At 36.1% G+C, this 17324-nt stretch carries 19 protein-coding genes and 1 pseudogene; all 20 read left to right on the forward strand.

The window, feature by feature from the left end; translation table 11 throughout:
* Nucleotides 1-51: 51 nt before the first annotated feature.
* The 20 genes and pseudogenes from flgG (at nt 52) to F9U64_RS03815 (ending at nt 17294) form a co-directional block, all read left to right on the forward strand.
* Complete coding sequence (gene flgG, locus F9U64_RS03720; RefSeq protein ID WP_153401673.1) at nt 52-1002, forward strand: flagellar basal body rod protein FlgG; 951 nt, start codon at nt 52-54, stop codon at nt 1000-1002.
* Between the two features lie 48 nt (nt 1003-1050).
* A complete protein-coding gene (locus F9U64_RS03725) occupies nt 1051-1272 on the forward strand; it encodes a flagellar FlbD family protein (RefSeq protein ID WP_153401674.1) in 222 nt (73 codons plus the stop codon).
* Entirely contained in the window at nt 1262-1678 is a 417-nt protein-coding gene (fliL, locus tag F9U64_RS03730) for a flagellar basal body-associated FliL family protein (RefSeq protein WP_153401675.1), read from the forward strand. The genes F9U64_RS03725 and fliL overlap by 11 nt, the downstream gene beginning before the upstream one ends.
* A 27-nt stretch (nt 1679-1705) precedes the next feature.
* Complete coding sequence (fliM, locus tag F9U64_RS03735; protein WP_153401676.1) at nt 1706-2707, forward strand: flagellar motor switch protein FliM; 1002 nt, start codon at nt 1706-1708, stop codon at nt 2705-2707.
* The gene (fliY, locus tag F9U64_RS03740) at nt 2697-3878 is read left to right on the forward strand and encodes a flagellar motor switch phosphatase FliY (protein WP_153401677.1); all 1182 of its coding nucleotides are present in this window, start codon (nt 2697-2699) and stop codon (nt 3876-3878) included. The genes fliM and fliY overlap by 11 nt, the downstream gene beginning before the upstream one ends.
* A gap of 19 nt (nt 3879-3897) precedes the next feature.
* Nucleotides 3898-4260: a response regulator gene (locus F9U64_RS03745; RefSeq protein ID WP_153401678.1), complete on the forward strand. Its 363-nt coding sequence runs from the start codon at nt 3898-3900 to the stop codon at nt 4258-4260.
* Between the two features lie 4 nt (nt 4261-4264).
* Complete coding sequence (locus tag F9U64_RS03750) at nt 4265-4933, forward strand: flagellar biosynthetic protein FliO (RefSeq protein ID WP_153401679.1); 669 nt, start codon at nt 4265-4267, stop codon at nt 4931-4933.
* A pseudogene (gene fliP, locus F9U64_RS03755) lies at nt 4923-5563 on the forward strand (flagellar type III secretion system pore protein FliP). The gene F9U64_RS03750 and the pseudogene fliP overlap by 11 nt, the downstream one beginning before the upstream one ends.
* Nucleotides 5564-5589: 26 nt before the next feature.
* Nucleotides 5590-5859 carry a flagellar biosynthesis protein FliQ gene (fliQ, locus tag F9U64_RS03760; RefSeq protein WP_153401680.1) on the forward strand — a complete coding sequence of 90 codons (270 nt, stop codon included), beginning with the start codon at nt 5590-5592 and terminating at the stop codon, nt 5857-5859.
* A gap of 3 nt (nt 5860-5862) precedes the next feature.
* Nucleotides 5863-6633 (forward strand): flagellar biosynthetic protein FliR, encoded by a 771-nt coding sequence (gene fliR, locus F9U64_RS03765; protein WP_153401681.1) that lies wholly within the window; start codon nt 5863-5865, stop codon nt 6631-6633.
* Between the two features lie 2 nt (nt 6634-6635).
* Nucleotides 6636-7718: a flagellar biosynthesis protein FlhB gene (gene flhB / locus F9U64_RS03770; protein ID WP_153401682.1), complete on the forward strand. Its 1083-nt coding sequence runs from the start codon at nt 6636-6638 to the stop codon at nt 7716-7718.
* A gap of 31 nt (nt 7719-7749) precedes the next feature.
* A complete protein-coding gene (gene flhA, locus F9U64_RS03775) occupies nt 7750-9783 on the forward strand; it encodes a flagellar biosynthesis protein FlhA (protein WP_153401683.1) in 2034 nt (677 codons plus the stop codon).
* Nucleotides 9780-10880 (forward strand): flagellar biosynthesis GTPase FlhF, encoded by a 1101-nt coding sequence (gene flhF, locus F9U64_RS03780; protein WP_153401684.1) that lies wholly within the window; start codon nt 9780-9782, stop codon nt 10878-10880. The genes flhA and flhF overlap by 4 nt, the downstream gene beginning before the upstream one ends.
* Nucleotides 10881-11735 carry a MinD/ParA family protein gene (locus F9U64_RS03785; RefSeq protein WP_153401685.1) on the forward strand — a complete coding sequence of 285 codons (855 nt, stop codon included), beginning with the start codon at nt 10881-10883 and terminating at the stop codon, nt 11733-11735. It abuts the gene before it with no gap.
* 5 nt (nt 11736-11740) lie between these two features.
* Entirely contained in the window at nt 11741-12829 is a 1089-nt protein-coding gene (locus F9U64_RS03790) for a protein-glutamate methylesterase/protein-glutamine glutaminase (RefSeq protein ID WP_153401686.1), read from the forward strand.
* A gap of 18 nt (nt 12830-12847) precedes the next feature.
* Nucleotides 12848-14896 (forward strand): chemotaxis protein CheA, encoded by a 2049-nt coding sequence (locus F9U64_RS03795; RefSeq protein WP_153401687.1) that lies wholly within the window; start codon nt 12848-12850, stop codon nt 14894-14896.
* Between the two features lie 11 nt (nt 14897-14907).
* The gene (locus F9U64_RS03800; RefSeq protein ID WP_153401688.1) at nt 14908-15375 is read left to right on the forward strand and encodes a chemotaxis protein CheW; all 468 of its coding nucleotides are present in this window, start codon (nt 14908-14910) and stop codon (nt 15373-15375) included.
* Nucleotides 15376-16011, forward strand: coding sequence for a chemotaxis protein CheC (locus F9U64_RS03805; RefSeq protein WP_153401689.1), 636 nt, complete (start codon nt 15376-15378; stop codon nt 16009-16011). It abuts the gene before it with no gap.
* The gene (locus F9U64_RS03810) at nt 16008-16505 is read left to right on the forward strand and encodes a chemotaxis protein CheD (RefSeq protein WP_153401690.1); all 498 of its coding nucleotides are present in this window, start codon (nt 16008-16010) and stop codon (nt 16503-16505) included. The genes F9U64_RS03805 and F9U64_RS03810 overlap by 4 nt, the downstream gene beginning before the upstream one ends.
* A 33-nt stretch (nt 16506-16538) precedes the next feature.
* Nucleotides 16539-17294, forward strand: coding sequence for a FliA/WhiG family RNA polymerase sigma factor (locus F9U64_RS03815; protein ID WP_153401691.1), 756 nt, complete (start codon nt 16539-16541; stop codon nt 17292-17294).
* Nucleotides 17295-17324 lie beyond the last annotated feature (30 nt).

The raw sequence follows: 17324 nt of genomic DNA on the forward strand, positions 1-17324 counted from the left end.
AGCTGCCGACTGACTGACGCAGCTACATAAAAAGTGAAGGGAAGATTGTAAATGTTAAGATCAATGTATGCAGGTATTTCGGGGATGAAAAGTTTTCAAACAAAATTGGATGTTGTAGGGAATAATATTGCCAATGTAAATACAATAGGTTTCAAAAAAGGAAGAACAACATTTCAGGATATGATGAGTCAGCCTGTTAACGGCGCAAGTGCGCCAACGAATATCCGTGGTGGTATTAATCCATCTCAAGTAGGGACAGGTGTGCAACTCGGAACAATTGATAATATTCATACACAAGGGAACAGACAAACAACAAATAGGCCATTAGATCTTCAATTAGAAGGGGATGGAATGTTTGTTTTCGGATCTGGTTTTGACGCACTAGATACTGCAGCTGAAACACCGACAGTAACAACATTTACAACTGCGGGTATTCAAGAAAATCCAGATGTTTCATTAGCCTATTCTCGAGCAGGTAACCTGTATTTGGATGATGAAGGTTTCATAGTTAATGCAAATGGTCAATATTTAATGGGTTTTCAACCAACTGAAAATAATGATGGCATAGATGGTGAGAATGCCGGCCCTATAAGCATTCCTGCTGGAGCTGAGAGTTTCAGCATTCAAGGTGACGGGGTTGTCAACTATATAGAGGGCGGCGTCACGAAAATAGCAGGTCAAATAACTTTGTCAAAATTTTCTAATCCTGGTGGTTTGCAAAAGATAGGTTCTAATATGTTCCAAACCTCACCGAATGATGGACAGATATACTCAGATTTAGATAATAATAACCAGTATACTGCCGAAGCTGACTCAATTTTATTTGCACCTGAATCGGCTGGTACTGCCTCAATTGTTGCCGGTGCTTTAGAAATGTCCAACGTCGATCTTTCTGAAGAATTCACTGAAATGATCACTGCTCAGCGTGGTTTCCAGGCAAATACAAGAATTATTACAACATCTGATGAAATTTTACAAGAACTCGTTAACTTAAAACGATAAAAGGAGGAAGAGGGTTAGGATCACCTTCCTAGCCTTCTTTATTACAAGATGATTAAATTAACGAAACTAAACAATCAGAAGATAACTCTTAATGCCATGTTTATTGAAAGAATTGAGTCATTTCCAGATACGACGATTACATTAACCAATCAGAAGAAGTTATTTGTTAAAGAATCCGAACAGGAAGTCAGTCAAATAGCAACACAGTTTTATCAATCAATTGGATTGATGCCATTTCTAAGAGAAACAGGTGATCAGAATGAATCCTAAATTGTTAAGAATTTTAGTAATATCCTTAGTTGTGATTATTATTGGTGGTGGAACAACATTATATTTCCTAATAAACTCAGAAGTGAAAGCCGATGAAGAGTTAACTATTGATGAAATGGTCAAATACTCCTACACAACGGAGGAAATGAAAACAGATTTAAAGGATGGAAGTTTTGTTCTTATACAATTTCAGTTTATTACAGATGGAAAAAAGTCAGTAGAAGAAATTGCAAAGCGTGAATTTCAAGTGAAAAATGAGTTTATTAAGGAATCCATGGAGTTGACAGAAGCTGATTTTCGCGAGAACTTACCCGAAATAGAAAAGAATATTAAAGATGTGATGAATCAGAAAATGACAGAAGGAAAAATTGTCGAAGTACTTATTATTAATAAAGTAATTCAGTAAGAATTTCTCCTGAATGGAGGTGAGGATATGCCAGATGAAGTTCTTTCCCAAAGTGAAATAGATGCTCTATTATCAGCATTATCATCAGGTGAAATGGATGCCAATCAATTAAAAGAAGAAGAAAAAGACAAAAAAGTCAAAGTCTATGACTTTAAGCGTGCATTAAGATTCTCGAAAGATCAGATTCGAAGTATTTCCAGAATCCACGATAATTTTGCCCGGTTATTATCAACTTACTTTTCAGCACAATTACGTACATATGTTGATATTGATGTTGCATCAGTTGATCAAATACCATATGAGGAATTCATTCGTTCTATTCCAACGATGACTATTCTGAATGTATATAGTGTAGCTCCACTTGATGGAAGAATTATCTTTGAGTTTAACCCAAATATCGCATATGCCATGCTTGATCGTATTCTTGGTGGAAAAGGAAATAGTGTGAACAAAATCGACACACTGACTGAGATTGAAACAACCCTGATGTCCCAGTTGTTTGAGAAGGCACTTGATAATTTACAAGAAGCATGGGGGACAGTTGCAGAGATTGATCCAATTTTAGAAGATTTCGAAGTAAATCCGCAATTCCTTCAACTGGTATCACCAAATGAGACCGTAGTTGTTGTTTCATTAAATACGACAATTGGAGAGAGCAGCGGCATGATTAATATTTGTATACCGCATGTTGTATTAGAACCGATTATTCCAAAGTTATCTGTCCACTATTGGATGCAAAATGAAAATCCGAAAGAAAGAAAACCAGAAGAATATGAATCAATTTCCAGAAATATTAAAAAAGCACCAATGAATCTGTCCGTTGTTTTAGGAAAAAGTTCTATTACAGTGGAAGAACTGTTATTCCTTGATAAGGAAGATACTATTCTATTAGACCAGGCAATAGAAGATCCACTTTTATTAGAAGTAGATCAAGTACCGAAATTCTTTGTGCAGCCAGGAAAGAAGAAAAGCAAAATAGCTGTACAAGTTTTAAATGAAATTAAGGGAGGGGATTATGATGATGAATGATGGAATGTTGTCACAAGAAGAAATTGATGCACTATTAGGCGGCAATGATAATACAGCTGGTGATGATAACAATTCTGACAGCACTTCTCTTTCCGCAGACCAATACCTTTCTTCATTAGAAGAAGATGCATTAGGCGAGATCGGGAATATTTCGTTCGGAAGTTCGGCAACAACATTATCAACCCTGTTAAATCAAAAAGTAGAAATCACAACACCGACTATTTCTGTAATTGATAAAGGATTATTAGAAAATGAGTTTCCTGTTCCATATGTAGGAGTAGAAGTACAATATACTGAAGGCTTTACTGGAGCGAATTTATTCATATTAGAGTCAAAGGATGCTGCTGTAATTGCTGATTTAATGCTGGGTGGCAGCGGTGATCCCGATAATACAGATTTATCTGATATCCATTTGAGTGCAGTGCAGGAAGCGATGAACCAGATGATGGGGACGTCTGCGACTAGTATGTCGACAATCTTTAATAAGAGAGTAGATATATCACCACCATCGATATCGATAATGGATGTTACGGAAGAGGAAGCAAATGAAAAATTGGAGGCAAATGACAATGTATTAATTAAAGTGTCTTTCCAATTAAAAATAGGAACATTAATTGACTCAAAAATTATGCAATTATTGCCTGTTCCCTTCGCGAAGGAACTAGTAAATAATCTGTTAAACTCATCAGTTGAAGAAGAAGAAGCAATGCTTGACCAATCAATTGAGGATACAACAATTCAGGAAGACTATCATGAAACGTCGCAGCCAGCAGTAGAGCAAATTCAGCAGCCAGAAAGCCATCAGCCAAGAGAACCGCGTCAATTAGGTCAGCAAACTGCCAGCAATACGGAAGTGCATGCAGCATCTTTCACTGATTTTGAGGAAATACCATTACAAAAAGAAGAAAAGCGAAATTTAGATCTGTTAATGGATATCCCATTACAGGTGACCGTGGAATTAGGCAGAACTAAGCGTACGGTGAAAGATATCCTGGAATTAACCTCTGGCTCTATTGTTGAATTAGATAAACTTGCCGGAGAACCTGTAGACATTTTAGTTAATCAGAAATTAGTTGCCAAAGGGGAAGTTGTCGTTATAGATGAAAACTTTGGTGTACGTGTAACTGATATTGTAAGTAGAGAAATGAGATTAAAACAACTAAACAAATAGTAAGAGAGGAATGAATTTTATGTCAAAACGTGTATTAATTGTAGATGATGCAGCATTTATGAGAATGATGATTAAAGATATATTAACAAAGAATGGGTACGAAGTAGTTGGTGAAGCACAAGATGGAGCGGAAGCTGTTGAGAAATATAAAGAATTATCACCAGATTTGGTTACAATGGATATTACAATGCCAGAAAAAGATGGTATCGCAGCATTGAAGGATATTAAAGCATTAAATAATAATGCCAACATTATTATGTGTTCAGCTATGGGACAACAGGCGATGGTAATTGATGCAATTCAAGCAGGTGCAAGAGATTTTATCGTTAAGCCATTCCAGGCGGATCGTGTAATAGAGGCTATTTCCAAAGTAATAGGATAATAAAATGAAAATTTCTAGACACGTAATTGGCACCATAGCGGTATTTTTATTCTTCATTATATTCTGTAATCAGCCATTATTAGCTTCTCAATCTGTCGAAGAATACTTTAATAATGGGAAAAATGAAGAAGCAGAAAAAACAGAAGAAACAGAAGCAGTCGAGGAAGAGCCGGTCACAGAAAGTGGAGAACAAGCCATATCTTCCATTCAGTCACCAAACTTATTAGGTACTCTATTTCAATTAATTGTGGCACTAGTTGTGGTTGTTGGGTTAATCTATTTTATTGCCAATTTTGTAAAAAAACGAAACAGATACTTAGGCAGAAATCAAGTAGTGAAAAGCTATGGAGGGATCACACTTGGCACGAACAGATCCCTCCAGATTGTTCGCATTGGGGAACGGTATTTTGCTGTAGGATTAGCAGAAAACATTGAATTATTGTTAGAGATAACAGATAATGAAACGATTGATCAGATCAAACAATCGGATGAATACCAAACACAGCCAATAGACTTTTTTAAAGCGAAAATAAAGAAGAGAGACAATGACGATAAAACAGAAACAAAAAAAGAATTTGGGCATTTATTTAACAAGGAGCTGCAAGAAATGAAAGAGGGACGAAAGAAAATGCTGCAAAAGATGAAGGAAATGGAGAAAGATCATGATCATTAATTTAATTGATGTTTTTTCCGGTACAGATCCAGCTAATCTTTCAACCTCTGTCAGACTAATATTATTGCTGACAATATTATCACCAGAATTATCATTGTTTTATCGTTTGTCCGAACTTCTCTTGCAACACAGCAAATGCCGCCAAATCAAGTATTAATTGGCTTAGCATTATTTATGACATTTTTTATTATGGCACCAACTTTTCAAGAGGTAAATGAACAAGCATTACAGCCATTATTCAATGAAGAAATTACGTTAGAAGAAGCGTATGATAGTGCCAGCTTGCCAATTAAAGAGTTTATGGCAAAACACACCAGACAGAAAGATCTAGCATTATTTATGAATTTTGCTTCTATTGAAGAGCCGGAAACTATTGAAGACATTCCATTAACAACTTTAGTGCCGGCATATGCGATCAGCGAATTAAAAACTGCTTTTCAAATGGGCTTTATGATTTTTGTCCCTTTCCTTGTAATTGATATGGCGGTAGCGAGTGTATTAATGTCAATGGGGATGATGATGTTACCACCAGTTATGATATCTTTGCCTTTCAAAATATTATTGTTTGTCTTAGTTGATGGCTGGTATTTAATTACACATTCCTTATTGGATGGTTTCTTACCGTTATGACGGTTCTCAGAGAGGGGTTATGAACATTGAGTGGTGAATTTGTCGTATCATTAGCAGAACAAGGTATCTATACCATCCTAATGGTTACTGGTCCGATACTTATACTGGCACTTGTTGTCGGTCTTCTTGTCAGCATTTTTCAGGCAACAACGCAAATTCAGGAGCAAACACTGGCATTTATTCCAAAGATAGTTGCCGTATTATTTGGTATCATCATCTTTGGACCATGGATGCTTTCATTAATGGTCGAGTTTGCGGCAAATCTATTTCAAAATATTAATCAGTTTGTAGGCTAAATTATGGTGGAATTAATAAATATTAATCTGTTTCCTGCATTTGTCCTTATCTTAGTAAGAGTTTTAGCTTTTTTCGTCACGATTCCTATTTTTTCTTACCGGACGATTCCAAATCAGCTTAAGATTGGTATAGGCTTTTTTTTGGCATGGATTACGCTCTATACCTTGCCAATTCCAGAAGTATCATTCGATGGTATGTTTATTTTACTTTTACTTAAAGAGGCAATTATTGGATTATTGTTAGGTTTAATTGCATATATCATTTTGGCTGCTATTCAAATAGCAGGTGGTTTCATTGATTTCCAAATGGGTTTTGCGATAGCAAATGTTGTGGACCCGCAGACTGGAGCACAAAGCCCGCTTACCGGGCAATACTTTTATGTTATAGCTATTATTTTTTTATTGATGGTAGACGGTCATCATCTTTTAATCAATGGGTTATTTTACAGTTTTGAAATTATTCCACTGGATAGTCTTATTTCATTAAATAACATTGATTTTGTGTTACGAACTTTCAGCCAAATGTTTGTTATTGCCTTCCAACTGTCCATACCAATTGTAGGATGTCTATTTTTAGTTGATGTGGCACTTGGGATTATGGCAAGGACGGTTCCACAGTTAAATGTGTTTGTTGTAGGTTTACCATTAAAGATATTGGTTTCTTTCGTTGTATTATTTATGTTTGTTCCATTTTATATTGCTATTGTCCAGAAGTTATTTTCGTTTGCATTAGAAGCGATGCAATCTCTTATTCAAATTTTAGGCGGTGCCTGATCATGTTTTTAAAATTAGATTTACAATATTTTGCTGGTGAGAAAACGGAAAAAGCAACACCTAAAAAAAGGCAGGATGCACGTAAAAAGGGTCAAGTTGCCAAAAGCCAGGATGTCAATACGGCAATATTACTCTTTTTGGTTTTTATTATTTTATTAGTAATTGGACATTCATTAGGTAATACAATGACAGGGATGTATCGTAAATCTTTTACAGAATACATTCATTTGGCTGTAACGGAAGAGCAGATTTTCGAAGTTTTTCTAGATTTTACTATTCAGATTGCTATTGCAATAGCGCCAATTATGTTAATCGCTATTGTGGCGGGAATTGCTTCTAATTTCCTGCAAATAGGCTTTCTGTTTACAACAGAACCATTAAAGATGAAATTAAACAAGATTGATCCTATTCAGGGAGCGAAGCGGATCTTCTCCGCTCGGGCGCTTGTGGAATTAGTCAAATCATTGCTTAAAATCGTTGTTGTTGGGGTGATAACATTTTCGATTATTTGGATGAATAAGGACGAAATGTTAATGCTCTATGACAAAGATGTAACAGGAGCTTTAGCATTTTTCGGTTCTATGACAATTCAAATGGGAATTGCTTCTGCAATTGCATTATTAATTATATCGGTTATTGATTATGCATACCAGCGATATGATTTTGAAAAACAAAACAGAATGTCTAAAAACGATATTAAGGATGAGCATAAGAATATTGAAGGGGATCCACTTATTAAATCAAAAATAAAAGAAAGACAACGTCAAATGGCAATGCAGCGAATGATGAGCCAAGTACCAGAGGCAGATGTCATTATAACGAATCCAACTCACTATGCCATTGCGCTTAAATATGATGAAAATAAGGCAGGTGCCCCTTATGTTGTTGCAAAAGGTGTAGATTTTGTTGCAGTGAAAATAAAGGAGATAGCTAAGCATCATAACGTAATGATGGTGGAAAATCGACCTTTAGCAAGAGCATTATACGATCAAACAGAAATCGGTGAGATAATTGGTGAAGAATTCTTCCAGGCTGTTGCCGAAATATTAGCTTATGTTTATCGTGTACAAAAAAAGATTAAATAGTGTTGAAGCAAGTTAAAGGAGTTGTACGTGAATGAAAGCTAGAGATTTTTCAGTTTTATTCGGTGTTATTTTAATTATCGTTATGTTAGTTATCCCATTACCAGGGTGGTTGTTAAGTTTTCTTATCTTAATCAACATTTCTCTAGCATTAATCGTTATACTGGTTTCAATGAATTCAACGGATGCCTTGCAATTCTCGGTTTTTCCTTCATTGTTATTACTATTAACCTTATTTCGATTAGGGTTAAATGTTTCTACAACAAGATCGATTTTATCGGAAGCTGATGCAGGTGGAGTTGTTGAAACATTCGGTACGTTTGTAACCGGAAATAGTCCACTAGTTGGATTTGTTGTTTTCGTTATTCTTATTATTATCCAATTTCTTGTTATTACCAAAGGTAGTGAGCGTGTATCAGAGGTTGCTGCACGTTTTACTTTAGATGCTATGCCAGGGAAACAAATGAGTATTGATGCAGATTTAAATGCAGGAATGATAAATGAACAACAGGCAAAGGAACGTAGGGAAAAAATTGAAAATGAAGCAGACTTTTACGGGGCGATGGATGGAGCTAGTAAATTTGTAAAAGGTGATGCCATTGCTGGAATTATCATTGTCCTTATCAATATTATTTTCGGTTTAATTATTGGTATGACACAACTTGGGTTACCTTTTAATGAAGCGATAGATACATATATGCGCTTGACTGTTGGGGATGGACTTGTAAGTCAGATTCCGGCATTGTTAATCTCAACAGCAACAGGTATTGTTGTAACAAGGGTTGCTTCTGAAGGAAATTTAAGCTCGGATATTACAAAACAGCTGCTTCGTTTTCCTGCACTCCTCTATATCGCAGCAGGGACGATATTTTTATTAGGCCTTACACCGATTAACTTTTTTCTTACAAGTTTCATTGCATTATTACTAGCAGGAGGTGCTTTTATGCTCTCCCGTCAAGCGAAAGTGGATACAATGCCTACAGAGTCTGAAGTGGATGAATCAGAATCTGAAGAAATGAAAGCACCTGAAAATGTTGTGGGCCTTATTAATATGGATCCGATCGAGTTTGAATTCGGCTATGGCTTAATTCCGCTTGCTGATTCAAACCAGGGAGGAGACTTATTAGACAGAATTGTAATGATTAGAAGACAGTTAGCTATTGAGTTAGGACTTGTTATTCCTGTTGTTCGTATTCGTGATAATATTCAGTTGAATCCTAATGAATATAGACTGAAAATTAAAGGGAATGAAGTAGCCAAGGGTGAGTTGCTGTTAGATCATTTTCTGGCAATGAGTCCAGGCATAGAAGATGATGAATTAGAAGGTATTGACACAACAGAACCTGCGTTTGGGTTGCCGGCAAAATGGATTACTGACGAAACGAAGGATGATGCGGAATTGTCTGGATATACGGTTGTTGATCCGCCGTCAGTCGTATCCACACATATAACAGAAGTGATAAAACGATATGCACATCAATTATTAGGAAGACAGGAAACACAACAATTAATTGATCATCTGAAAGAAAATTATCCAATCTTAGTCGAGGAAGTGACACCAGAACCATTATCGATTGGTGATGTACAAAAAGTACTCGCTAAATTATTAAGAGAAAATGTATCTGTAAAAAACTTACCGGTGATTTTTGAAACGCTGGCAGATTTTGGCAAGATGACCACGGATACTGATTTACTTACAGAGTATGTAAGGCAATCGTTATCAGCACAAATAACCAAGGATATTATTCAAAACAGAGATAAACTTAAAGTGATTACAATCTCTGGTGAAGTAGAGAAACTAATTGCTGAACATATTCAGCAAACAGAGCATGGCAGTTATTTAGCGATGGATCCTGATTCACAGCAGCGAGTGATTCAATCTGTTGCAGAAAATGTCGAAATTATGTCTCTGCAAGAAGAGATACCTATCCTGCTTTGCTCACCAACAATTAGAATGTATTTAAAACAATTGTTAGATCGATTCTTTCCACACGTTGTTGTTCTTTCATACAATGAGATTGAACCAACAATCGAAATACAGAGCCTTGGAGTTGTTAAGGTAGCATGAAAGTAAAAAAGATAAAGGGTACAACAATGCCGGAAGTGATGCAAATCGTCAGACGAGAATTGGGACAAGATGCTGTTATTTTAAATTCTAAAGAGATCTATGAAGGAGGCTTTTTAGGACTTTTTAAAAAAAAGAAAATTGAAGTACTGGCTGCAATAGATCAACAGCGTACGACTGTGTCACAGAAACACTCGGTCCCAGCAAAGCCTCTCGCTAAGACAGAGGAGAGTCGTCATAATAATGATGCTGTTCTAAAAGAATTAAAGGAAATGAAACGCTGGATGCAAAAAAACACAGGTAATGAATCAGAACTGCCCTACCCGTATCAGCTTATGCTGGATCATTTACTTGATCAGGAAGTAAAGCCAGATGTAGCAAAGGAATTTATCGGAAATATTCAAAAAAGAAAATCTGCGGACACAGAAATGAATGTCGATAAATTAAAAGTAGAGTTAGCTTTTGAAATGAAACACAGGCTCGCAAACAAAGGGCAATTTGGCAATAACTTATTCGACAAGCAAATTGTACAGCTTGTCGGACCAACTGGTGTAGGAAAGACAACCACAATAGCTAAATTAGCTGCACATTGTGTATTAAATGAACAACAGCGTGTTGCACTTATTACAACTGACACGTATCGGATTGCAGCTATTGAGCAGTTAAAAACCTATTCCAAAATTCTGGATATACCAATTGAAGTTGCTTACAGTTTAGATGATTATAATCAAGCCAGAGAGAAGTTTAAAGAATATGATGTAATTTTAGTTGATACAGCAGGAAGAAACTTCAGGGATGAAAAATATGTTAAAGAGTTAAGCAAAGTGATTGATCTTCATAAAGAAGTAGATACTTATCTCGTGTTGTCACTAACATCCAGAACGAGAGATATGGAAGATATATACCAACAATTTGAGACAGTGCCATTGAAACAGCTCATTTTCACAAAGAAAGATGAGACAGCCGTTTACGGCTCTATCCTTAATATGTGTTTGGATCATAACATCGGAATTGCTTTTATTACAAATGGCCAAGACGTTCCAGATGATATTGAAGTTGCCTCAATTGACAACATTGCAAAATTAGTAGTTGGTGATTAGATGAAAGATCAAGCGGCAAAATTGCGTTCTAAGATTAAAAGTGTTCATGGCAAATACCATGCCAAAACAATTGCAGTTGTTAGTGGCAAAGGTGGTGTAGGTAAATCAAATATTGCACTGAACTTTGGCTTAAGTCTGGCTGCAAAAAGGAAGAAAGTACTACTTTTCGATCTTGATGTTGGAATGGGAAATATTGATATTTTACTAGGCAAAACTTCTAATAGTTCTATAATCCAAATGTTCGAGAAAAATTTGTCAATTTATGATATTATTGAATCAGGTCCTAATGACATTTCGTATATAGCTGGTGGTACTGCTGGTCATGAAATTTTCTTTCTGGATCAAACGAGATTGGAATACTTTATTGAGCAATTAGAACTACTTTTAAGAGATTATGATTATATTATATTTGATATGGGTGCTGGTATAACAAGGGAAAACATTCATTTTATCCTGGCAGCAGATGAGTCTATTGTCATTACAACGCCAGAACCAACATCATTAACGGATGCTTATTCAATGGTAAAACATATTTTGAGCCACCAAGAAACATCCATTCACTTAATCATTAATCGGGCAATCAAACAAAAACAGGGAGAGGAAACGATCACTCGCTTTAGTGAAGTTGTCAGTCGCTTTTTACATTACAATATTCATCCATTAGGTATAGTGCCGGATGACAGAGCAGTAGTTGATGCTGTAATTAATCAGAAGCCTTTCCTGATAGATAATCCTAAGTCAAAAGCTTCTGAAGCTATAGTGAAAATTTCTAATAAATTTTTAGGGGAGATACCTGGGAAGAAAATGGGGTCTGGCTTTTTAAATAAATTAATGAATTTTTTCGCAGAGGAGTAACAAACATGGGAAAACATACTGTTCTAGTAGTTGATGATTCAGCATTTATGCGGAAAATGGTCTCAGATATTATTAATCAATCAGATAAGCTTGAAGTAATTAGTACAGCAAGAAATGGTGAAGATGCACTGAAGAAAATTGATCAACTGAAACCTGACATAATTACCTTAGATGTAGAAATGCCAGTAATGGATGGGATTGCGACACTAAAGGAGATAATGGCGCAATCTCCTTTACCTGTTGTCATGTTATCAAGTTTAACCAAAACTGGCGCAGATAAAACGATTGAAGCAATGGCCCTGGGAGCAGTCGACTTTATTGCAAAACCTTCAGGATCTATTTCGCTGAATATAAAAGAAATCGAAAAAGAAATTATTGGCAAAGTGGAACAGGCGGTGCAATCGAATGTGAGGCACCATTTATCTGCTATCAGTAATCAAACAAACACAGTGAAAGAAGAGCAGACAGTTTTTCCTTCACCTGGTAGATTTACAACCACATTTGCTCAAAATGCGATTAACATGAAGTCTATTGTTGCCATTGGTTCATCTACTGGCGGTCCGCGAGCTTTACAGGAAGTTATTACAAATTTACCTGAAACATTTCAGGCACCTGTTGTTATTGTTCAGCATATGCCTAAAGGCTTTACTAAATCCTTAGCAGACCGATTAAATAAACTTTCTAAGCTTGAGGTAAAAGAAGTAGAAGATGGTGACATTATCGAACAGGGAAAAGTATACATAGCACAGGGTGGAAAGCAGTTCGAAGTGGAACAGAGAGGAAATAAATTATCAGCAAAAGTAAAGGCAGATAAGCCTGTCAATGGTCATCAGCCAGCTGTTGATGTGCTTTTTTCATCTGTTGCTAAATTATCAAACTATCAGCCCGTTTCTGTTGTATTAACCGGAATGGGCAGTGATGGCGCGCGAGGAATAGAATCACTAAAACGCAGTAAACCGAGAACGGTTATTATATCTCAGTCTAAACAGACTTGTGTGGTTTATGGCATGCCCCAAGCTGCTGAGAAAACCAGTTTGGTAGATTATGTTTTAGATATTCAGGATATAAGTGGAATGCTCCAAAAAAAAATCTGATAAGTAGAGGTGAGTAGTATGGAGAACAGTGAATACTTAGAAGTGTTTATTGAAGAAAGCAAGGAAAATATTCAGTCATTAAATGACCAGCTTTTAATTCTGGAAAATGAGCCAGCAAATATGGATACGGTTGGGGAAATCTTTCGGTCAGCACATACGTTAAAAGGAATGGCTGCGACGATGGGATTTCAAGATTTGGCAGACCTCACACATAAGATGGAGAATGTATTAGATGCAGTCCGAAATAGTAAACTCTCCATAAACTCTGATATAATCGATGTCATTTTTCAAGCAGTAGATCAATTAGAGGGCATGGTTGTTGATATTGCAAGTGGTGGAGATGGTTCTTCAGATGTAAAAGAGTTGGTACATAAGCTACAAGCAATTGAAAATAATGAACAAATAGATACCATGACAGTTTCCAATAACAAAATTGAAGAAAAATCGAATCAACAAAGTCAGCAAAAGTCTAACCATAATTATTTTGCTGATTTGGATGAATTTGAAATGGCTATACTGAATCAATCAAATGAAAAAGGGTTTATTAATTATGAATTAATCATACGACTGAATGAAAACTGTCTGTTAAAAGCTGCAAGGGTTTATATGGTCTTTGAAGTGTTAGAACAGGTAGGAGAAGTAATTAAATCAGCACCAACAGTTCAGGAATTAGAAGAAGAAAATTTTGACTTAGACTTTAATGTTCTTTTAGTGACAAAGCTTAATGATGAGGAAGTAAAACAAAGAATCTTAAAAATCTCTGAAATTGAAGAAGTAATAATCTCACCTTTTGACATAAATAAAAGAGAAGAAAATGACAATGAAGAGAATTTGCCTGAAACTGCAGAGAAACTGGCTGACAGTACAAGCCAGCAGGAAACAAAAAAGACAAGCAACACAAATAATGCGAAAAGTGTTGCTAGTAAAACAATTCGAGTGAACATTGAACGATTAGACGGTTTAATGAATTTATTTGAAGAACTGGTCATTGACCGGGGCAGACTAGAGCAGATCTCAGCTAATCTAAAACATGCAGAATTGCAAGAAACAGTAGAAAGAATGACAAGAATCTCCGGAGACTTGCAAAGTATTATATTGAATATGCGGATGGTACCTGTTGAACAAGTATTCAATCGTTTTCCAAGAATGGTTCGGCAATTGTCCAAAGATCTAGGTAAAAAAGTAAATCTTGAGATTATCGGTGCAGAAACAGAACTTGACCGTACAGTGATTGATGAAATTGGTGATCCTTTAGTTCATTTAATACGAAATTCATTAGATCACGGCATTGAAACACCTGATGTTCGTCTGCAACGTGGTAAATCGGAAGAAGGGGACCTTGTTCTTAAAGCATATCATAGCGGGAATCATGTATTTATTGAAATTTCCGATAATGGTGCAGGAATCAATCGACAGAAAGTAGTTGATAAGGCAATCTCAAACCAGGTGATTACGTCAGAAGAAGCAAGCACCTTAACGGACGAGCAAGTATTTCAATTAATTATGTCAAGCGGCTTTTCCACAGCTGATAAAATATCTGATGTCTCAGGCCGTGGTGTTGGTCTGGATGTTGTTAAGAACACAATTGAGTCTTTAGGCGGCACCATAATGATTGAATCTAAAGAAGGAGAAGGTTCATTGTTCTCCATTCAATTACCACTAACTTTATCCATCATTTCTGTTCTTTTAGTAGAGGTGGAAAAAGAAAAATATGCTGTCCCATTATCTTCTATTATTGAAACAGCAATTATTCATAAAAGTGAGATACTGAATGCACATAATAAGAAAGTTATTGACTTCAGAGGTAAGGTTGTCCCCCTAATTTCATTAAAAGAAGTATTCGAAGTACCTCAGGCAGAGGAAGAAGATGATTATTTTTCTGTTGTGATTATTAGAAAAGGCGATAAGATGGCAGGATTAATTGTTAATAAATTTGTAGGTCAACAGGAAATCGTCCTCAAATCATTAGGAGACTATTTAGGCGATGTATTTGGAATTTCTGGTGCAACCATACTGGGTGATGGTCAAGTAGCATTGATTCTTGATACAAACACATTAATTAATTAGGAGGTCCAAATATGGATGAGGTTAAAAATCAGCAATCCATTATTATCGAGCTAGATAAAGAAGAATATGCTCTTCCTGTAGAGCGAATTGGCGGAATTGAACGAATGCAGCATATTACAAGAGTTCCCAGAACAGCAGAGTTTGTAAAAGGAGTAATTAATTTACGTGGAGTAGTAACACCTATTATCGATCTCAGAGAACGTTTTGGAATGAAGCCAATCGAGTATACAGACAGTACAAGAATCATTATCGTTCACATGGATACGCTAGATGTGGGGTTTATCGTTGATGCCGCATATGATGTACTGGACATACCGCAAGAATTAATAGAACCAGCACCTAAAGTAATCGGAACGGTAGATGCAGATTACATTGATGGTGTAGCAAAAGTGGATAAGCGATTAATCATGTTGTTGCAACTAGAAAATGTACTGTCAATTGAATCTTACCAGAATGCTAAAGAAAGGTCTCATTCTTAAATGGTAAGAATAGACCAGTTAACACAAACTCATTTGGATGTGTTGAAAGAAGTTGGGAATATTGGAGCGGGAAATGCTGCGACAGCATTATCCAGCCTTCTGAACAAGAAGATTGATATGACTATCCCATCAATTAATATAGTAGATTTTAATGAGTTAATGGACTATGTAGGCGGGCCAGAAACATTAATTGTTTCCGTGTTCTTAAGAATCCAAGGCGAAGCACCTGGCAGCATGTTTTTTGTTTTAACACCAGAAGAAACAAATGCGCTTGTTAAAAGGTTACTAGGCGACACGGAATTTAAAGCAGAAGAACTGATGGAAAAAGAAATGGCTTATTCCGCAATTTCGGAGATTGGCAATATTCTTTCAGGTTCTTATTTGTCTGCACTATCAGATTTTACTTCTATTAATATGCAGCCGACTGTACCAACATTAGTATTAGATATGGCGGCAGCGATTTTAATGGAGGGCTTAGTCGAAGTCTCTCAAGAAAGTGACCATGCAATTATAATTGATACAATGATAGAAGATGGAGAGGGTTCTACGAGCTCGGTAAAAGGCCACTTTTTCTTATTGCCAGATCCTGACTCTTTCGACAAAATATTTTCAGCATTAGGAGTTCTGGACAAATGACCATTACAACAACCATGATAAAAGTGGGAATTGCAGATTTGAAGACAGCGAAAGCACCGAACATGTTAAAAACTTCCGGGCTAGGGTCCTGTGTAGGTGTTGTAGTATACGAAACATCACAAAAAATTGCAGGCCTTGCTCATGTTATGCTGCCAGATTCCACTGTCTCTAAACGAGAGACAAATAATGCAATGAAATATGCAGATACTGCATTGGATATATTATTAAAAGAATTACAAGAACATGGTGCCAAAAAATATGCACTAAGAGCCAAGATGGCTGGTGGTGCCCATATGTTTTCATTCCGATCCGATAATAAGATGCTGCGAATTGGCGACCGAAATGTGGAAGCTGTTCGTAATATCTTAGCCAGATACAGTATCCCTATCCTAGCGGAGGATGTTGGCGGCAATAAAGGCAGAACAATAGAATTTAATATCGAAACAAGTATGTTGGAGATAAGAACAGTTAATGCAGGTACGACGATTATTTAGTGACATGATATTATGATGGAAAGAGGTGATTCGATGGGAAGAGGTACAACAAGTGAGCAGTACCTGTGGAATAATTGGGAAAAGAACAAAAATGATGAAAACACAAATCTCTTAATTGAAAACTATATGTATCTAGTCCAATATCATGTCCAGCGAATCGCATCAAACCTCCCGAAGAGTGTCAATAAAGAAGATATTAAGAGCTTAGGATTATATGGTTTATATGATGCACTGATGAAATTCGATCCATCCAGAGATTTGAAATTTGATACCTATGCATCCATTAGAATTAAAGGTGCTATCATTGATGGTTTGCGAAAAGAGGACTGGTTACCAAGGACTATTAGAGAAAAAGTGAAAAAAATAGACCAGGCAACAGAACTGCTTGAGCAGAAATTACAGCGGGTGATAAGCGCTGATGATATTGCAAGTCACCTTGAGATGAAAAAAGACGAAGTGGAAGAAGTAATTAAAGACAGCTTTTTTTCAAATCTATTATCAATGGAAGAAAAAGGTCAAGGTGATGATTTTAAAGAGGGGATAGGTTACACTATTCCCGAAGATAAAGAATTAACACCAGAGGAAAATATTATAAAACAAGAGAATATACAACAAGTATATAAAGCAATGGAACAGCTTAGTGAAAATGAACAATATGTGTTAAGTTTATTTTATGATAAGGAATTAACTTTCACAGAAATAGGTAAAGTTTTACAATTAACTACATCACGAATCTCTCAAATCCACAAACAAGCTATTTTTAAATTGCGGCAAATGATTTCTAATTAATATTATATTAGGATAAATGGGGATTGGTAT

The sequence above is a fragment of the Gracilibacillus oryzae genome, from assembly GCF_009498735.1.
In the GTDB taxonomy this organism is placed as follows: Bacteria; Bacillota; Bacilli; order Bacillales; family Amphibacillaceae; genus Gracilibacillus; species Gracilibacillus oryzae.

Bases quoted from the DNA above. Each gene is read 5' to 3' on its own strand.
- fliY (WP_153401677.1), top strand. From the start codon at position 2,697: ATGATGAATGATGGAATGTTGTCACAAGAAGAAATTGATGCACTATTA.
- F9U64_RS03745 (WP_153401678.1), top strand. From the start codon at position 3,898: ATGTCAAAACGTGTATTAATTGTAGATGATGCAGCATTTATGAGAATG.
- F9U64_RS03805 (WP_153401689.1), top strand. From the start codon at position 15,376: ATGGTAAGAATAGACCAGTTAACACAAACTCATTTGGATGTGTTGAAA.
- F9U64_RS03725 (WP_153401674.1), top strand. From the start codon at position 1,051: ATGATTAAATTAACGAAACTAAACAATCAGAAGATAACTCTTAATGCC.
- fliL (WP_153401675.1), top strand. From the start codon at position 1,262: ATGAATCCTAAATTGTTAAGAATTTTAGTAATATCCTTAGTTGTGATT.
- flhF (WP_153401684.1), top strand. From the start codon at position 9,780: ATGAAAGTAAAAAAGATAAAGGGTACAACAATGCCGGAAGTGATGCAA.
- F9U64_RS03785 (WP_153401685.1), top strand. From the start codon at position 10,881: ATGAAAGATCAAGCGGCAAAATTGCGTTCTAAGATTAAAAGTGTTCAT.
- F9U64_RS03790 (WP_153401686.1), top strand. From the start codon at position 11,741: ATGGGAAAACATACTGTTCTAGTAGTTGATGATTCAGCATTTATGCGG.
- flhA (WP_153401683.1), top strand. From the start codon at position 7,750: ATGAAAGCTAGAGATTTTTCAGTTTTATTCGGTGTTATTTTAATTATC.
- F9U64_RS03810 (WP_153401690.1), top strand. From the start codon at position 16,008: ATGACCATTACAACAACCATGATAAAAGTGGGAATTGCAGATTTGAAG.
- F9U64_RS03800 (WP_153401688.1), top strand. From the start codon at position 14,908: ATGGATGAGGTTAAAAATCAGCAATCCATTATTATCGAGCTAGATAAA.
- F9U64_RS03815 (WP_153401691.1), top strand. From the start codon at position 16,539: ATGGGAAGAGGTACAACAAGTGAGCAGTACCTGTGGAATAATTGGGAA.
- F9U64_RS03795 (WP_153401687.1), top strand. From the start codon at position 12,848: ATGGAGAACAGTGAATACTTAGAAGTGTTTATTGAAGAAAGCAAGGAA.
- flgG (WP_153401673.1), top strand. From the start codon at position 52: ATGTTAAGATCAATGTATGCAGGTATTTCGGGGATGAAAAGTTTTCAA.
- fliR (WP_153401681.1), top strand. From the start codon at position 5,863: ATGGTGGAATTAATAAATATTAATCTGTTTCCTGCATTTGTCCTTATC.
- fliM (WP_153401676.1), top strand. From the start codon at position 1,706: ATGCCAGATGAAGTTCTTTCCCAAAGTGAAATAGATGCTCTATTATCA.
- flhB (WP_153401682.1), top strand. From the start codon at position 6,636: ATGTTTTTAAAATTAGATTTACAATATTTTGCTGGTGAGAAAACGGAA.
- F9U64_RS03750 (WP_153401679.1), top strand. From the start codon at position 4,265: ATGAAAATTTCTAGACACGTAATTGGCACCATAGCGGTATTTTTATTC.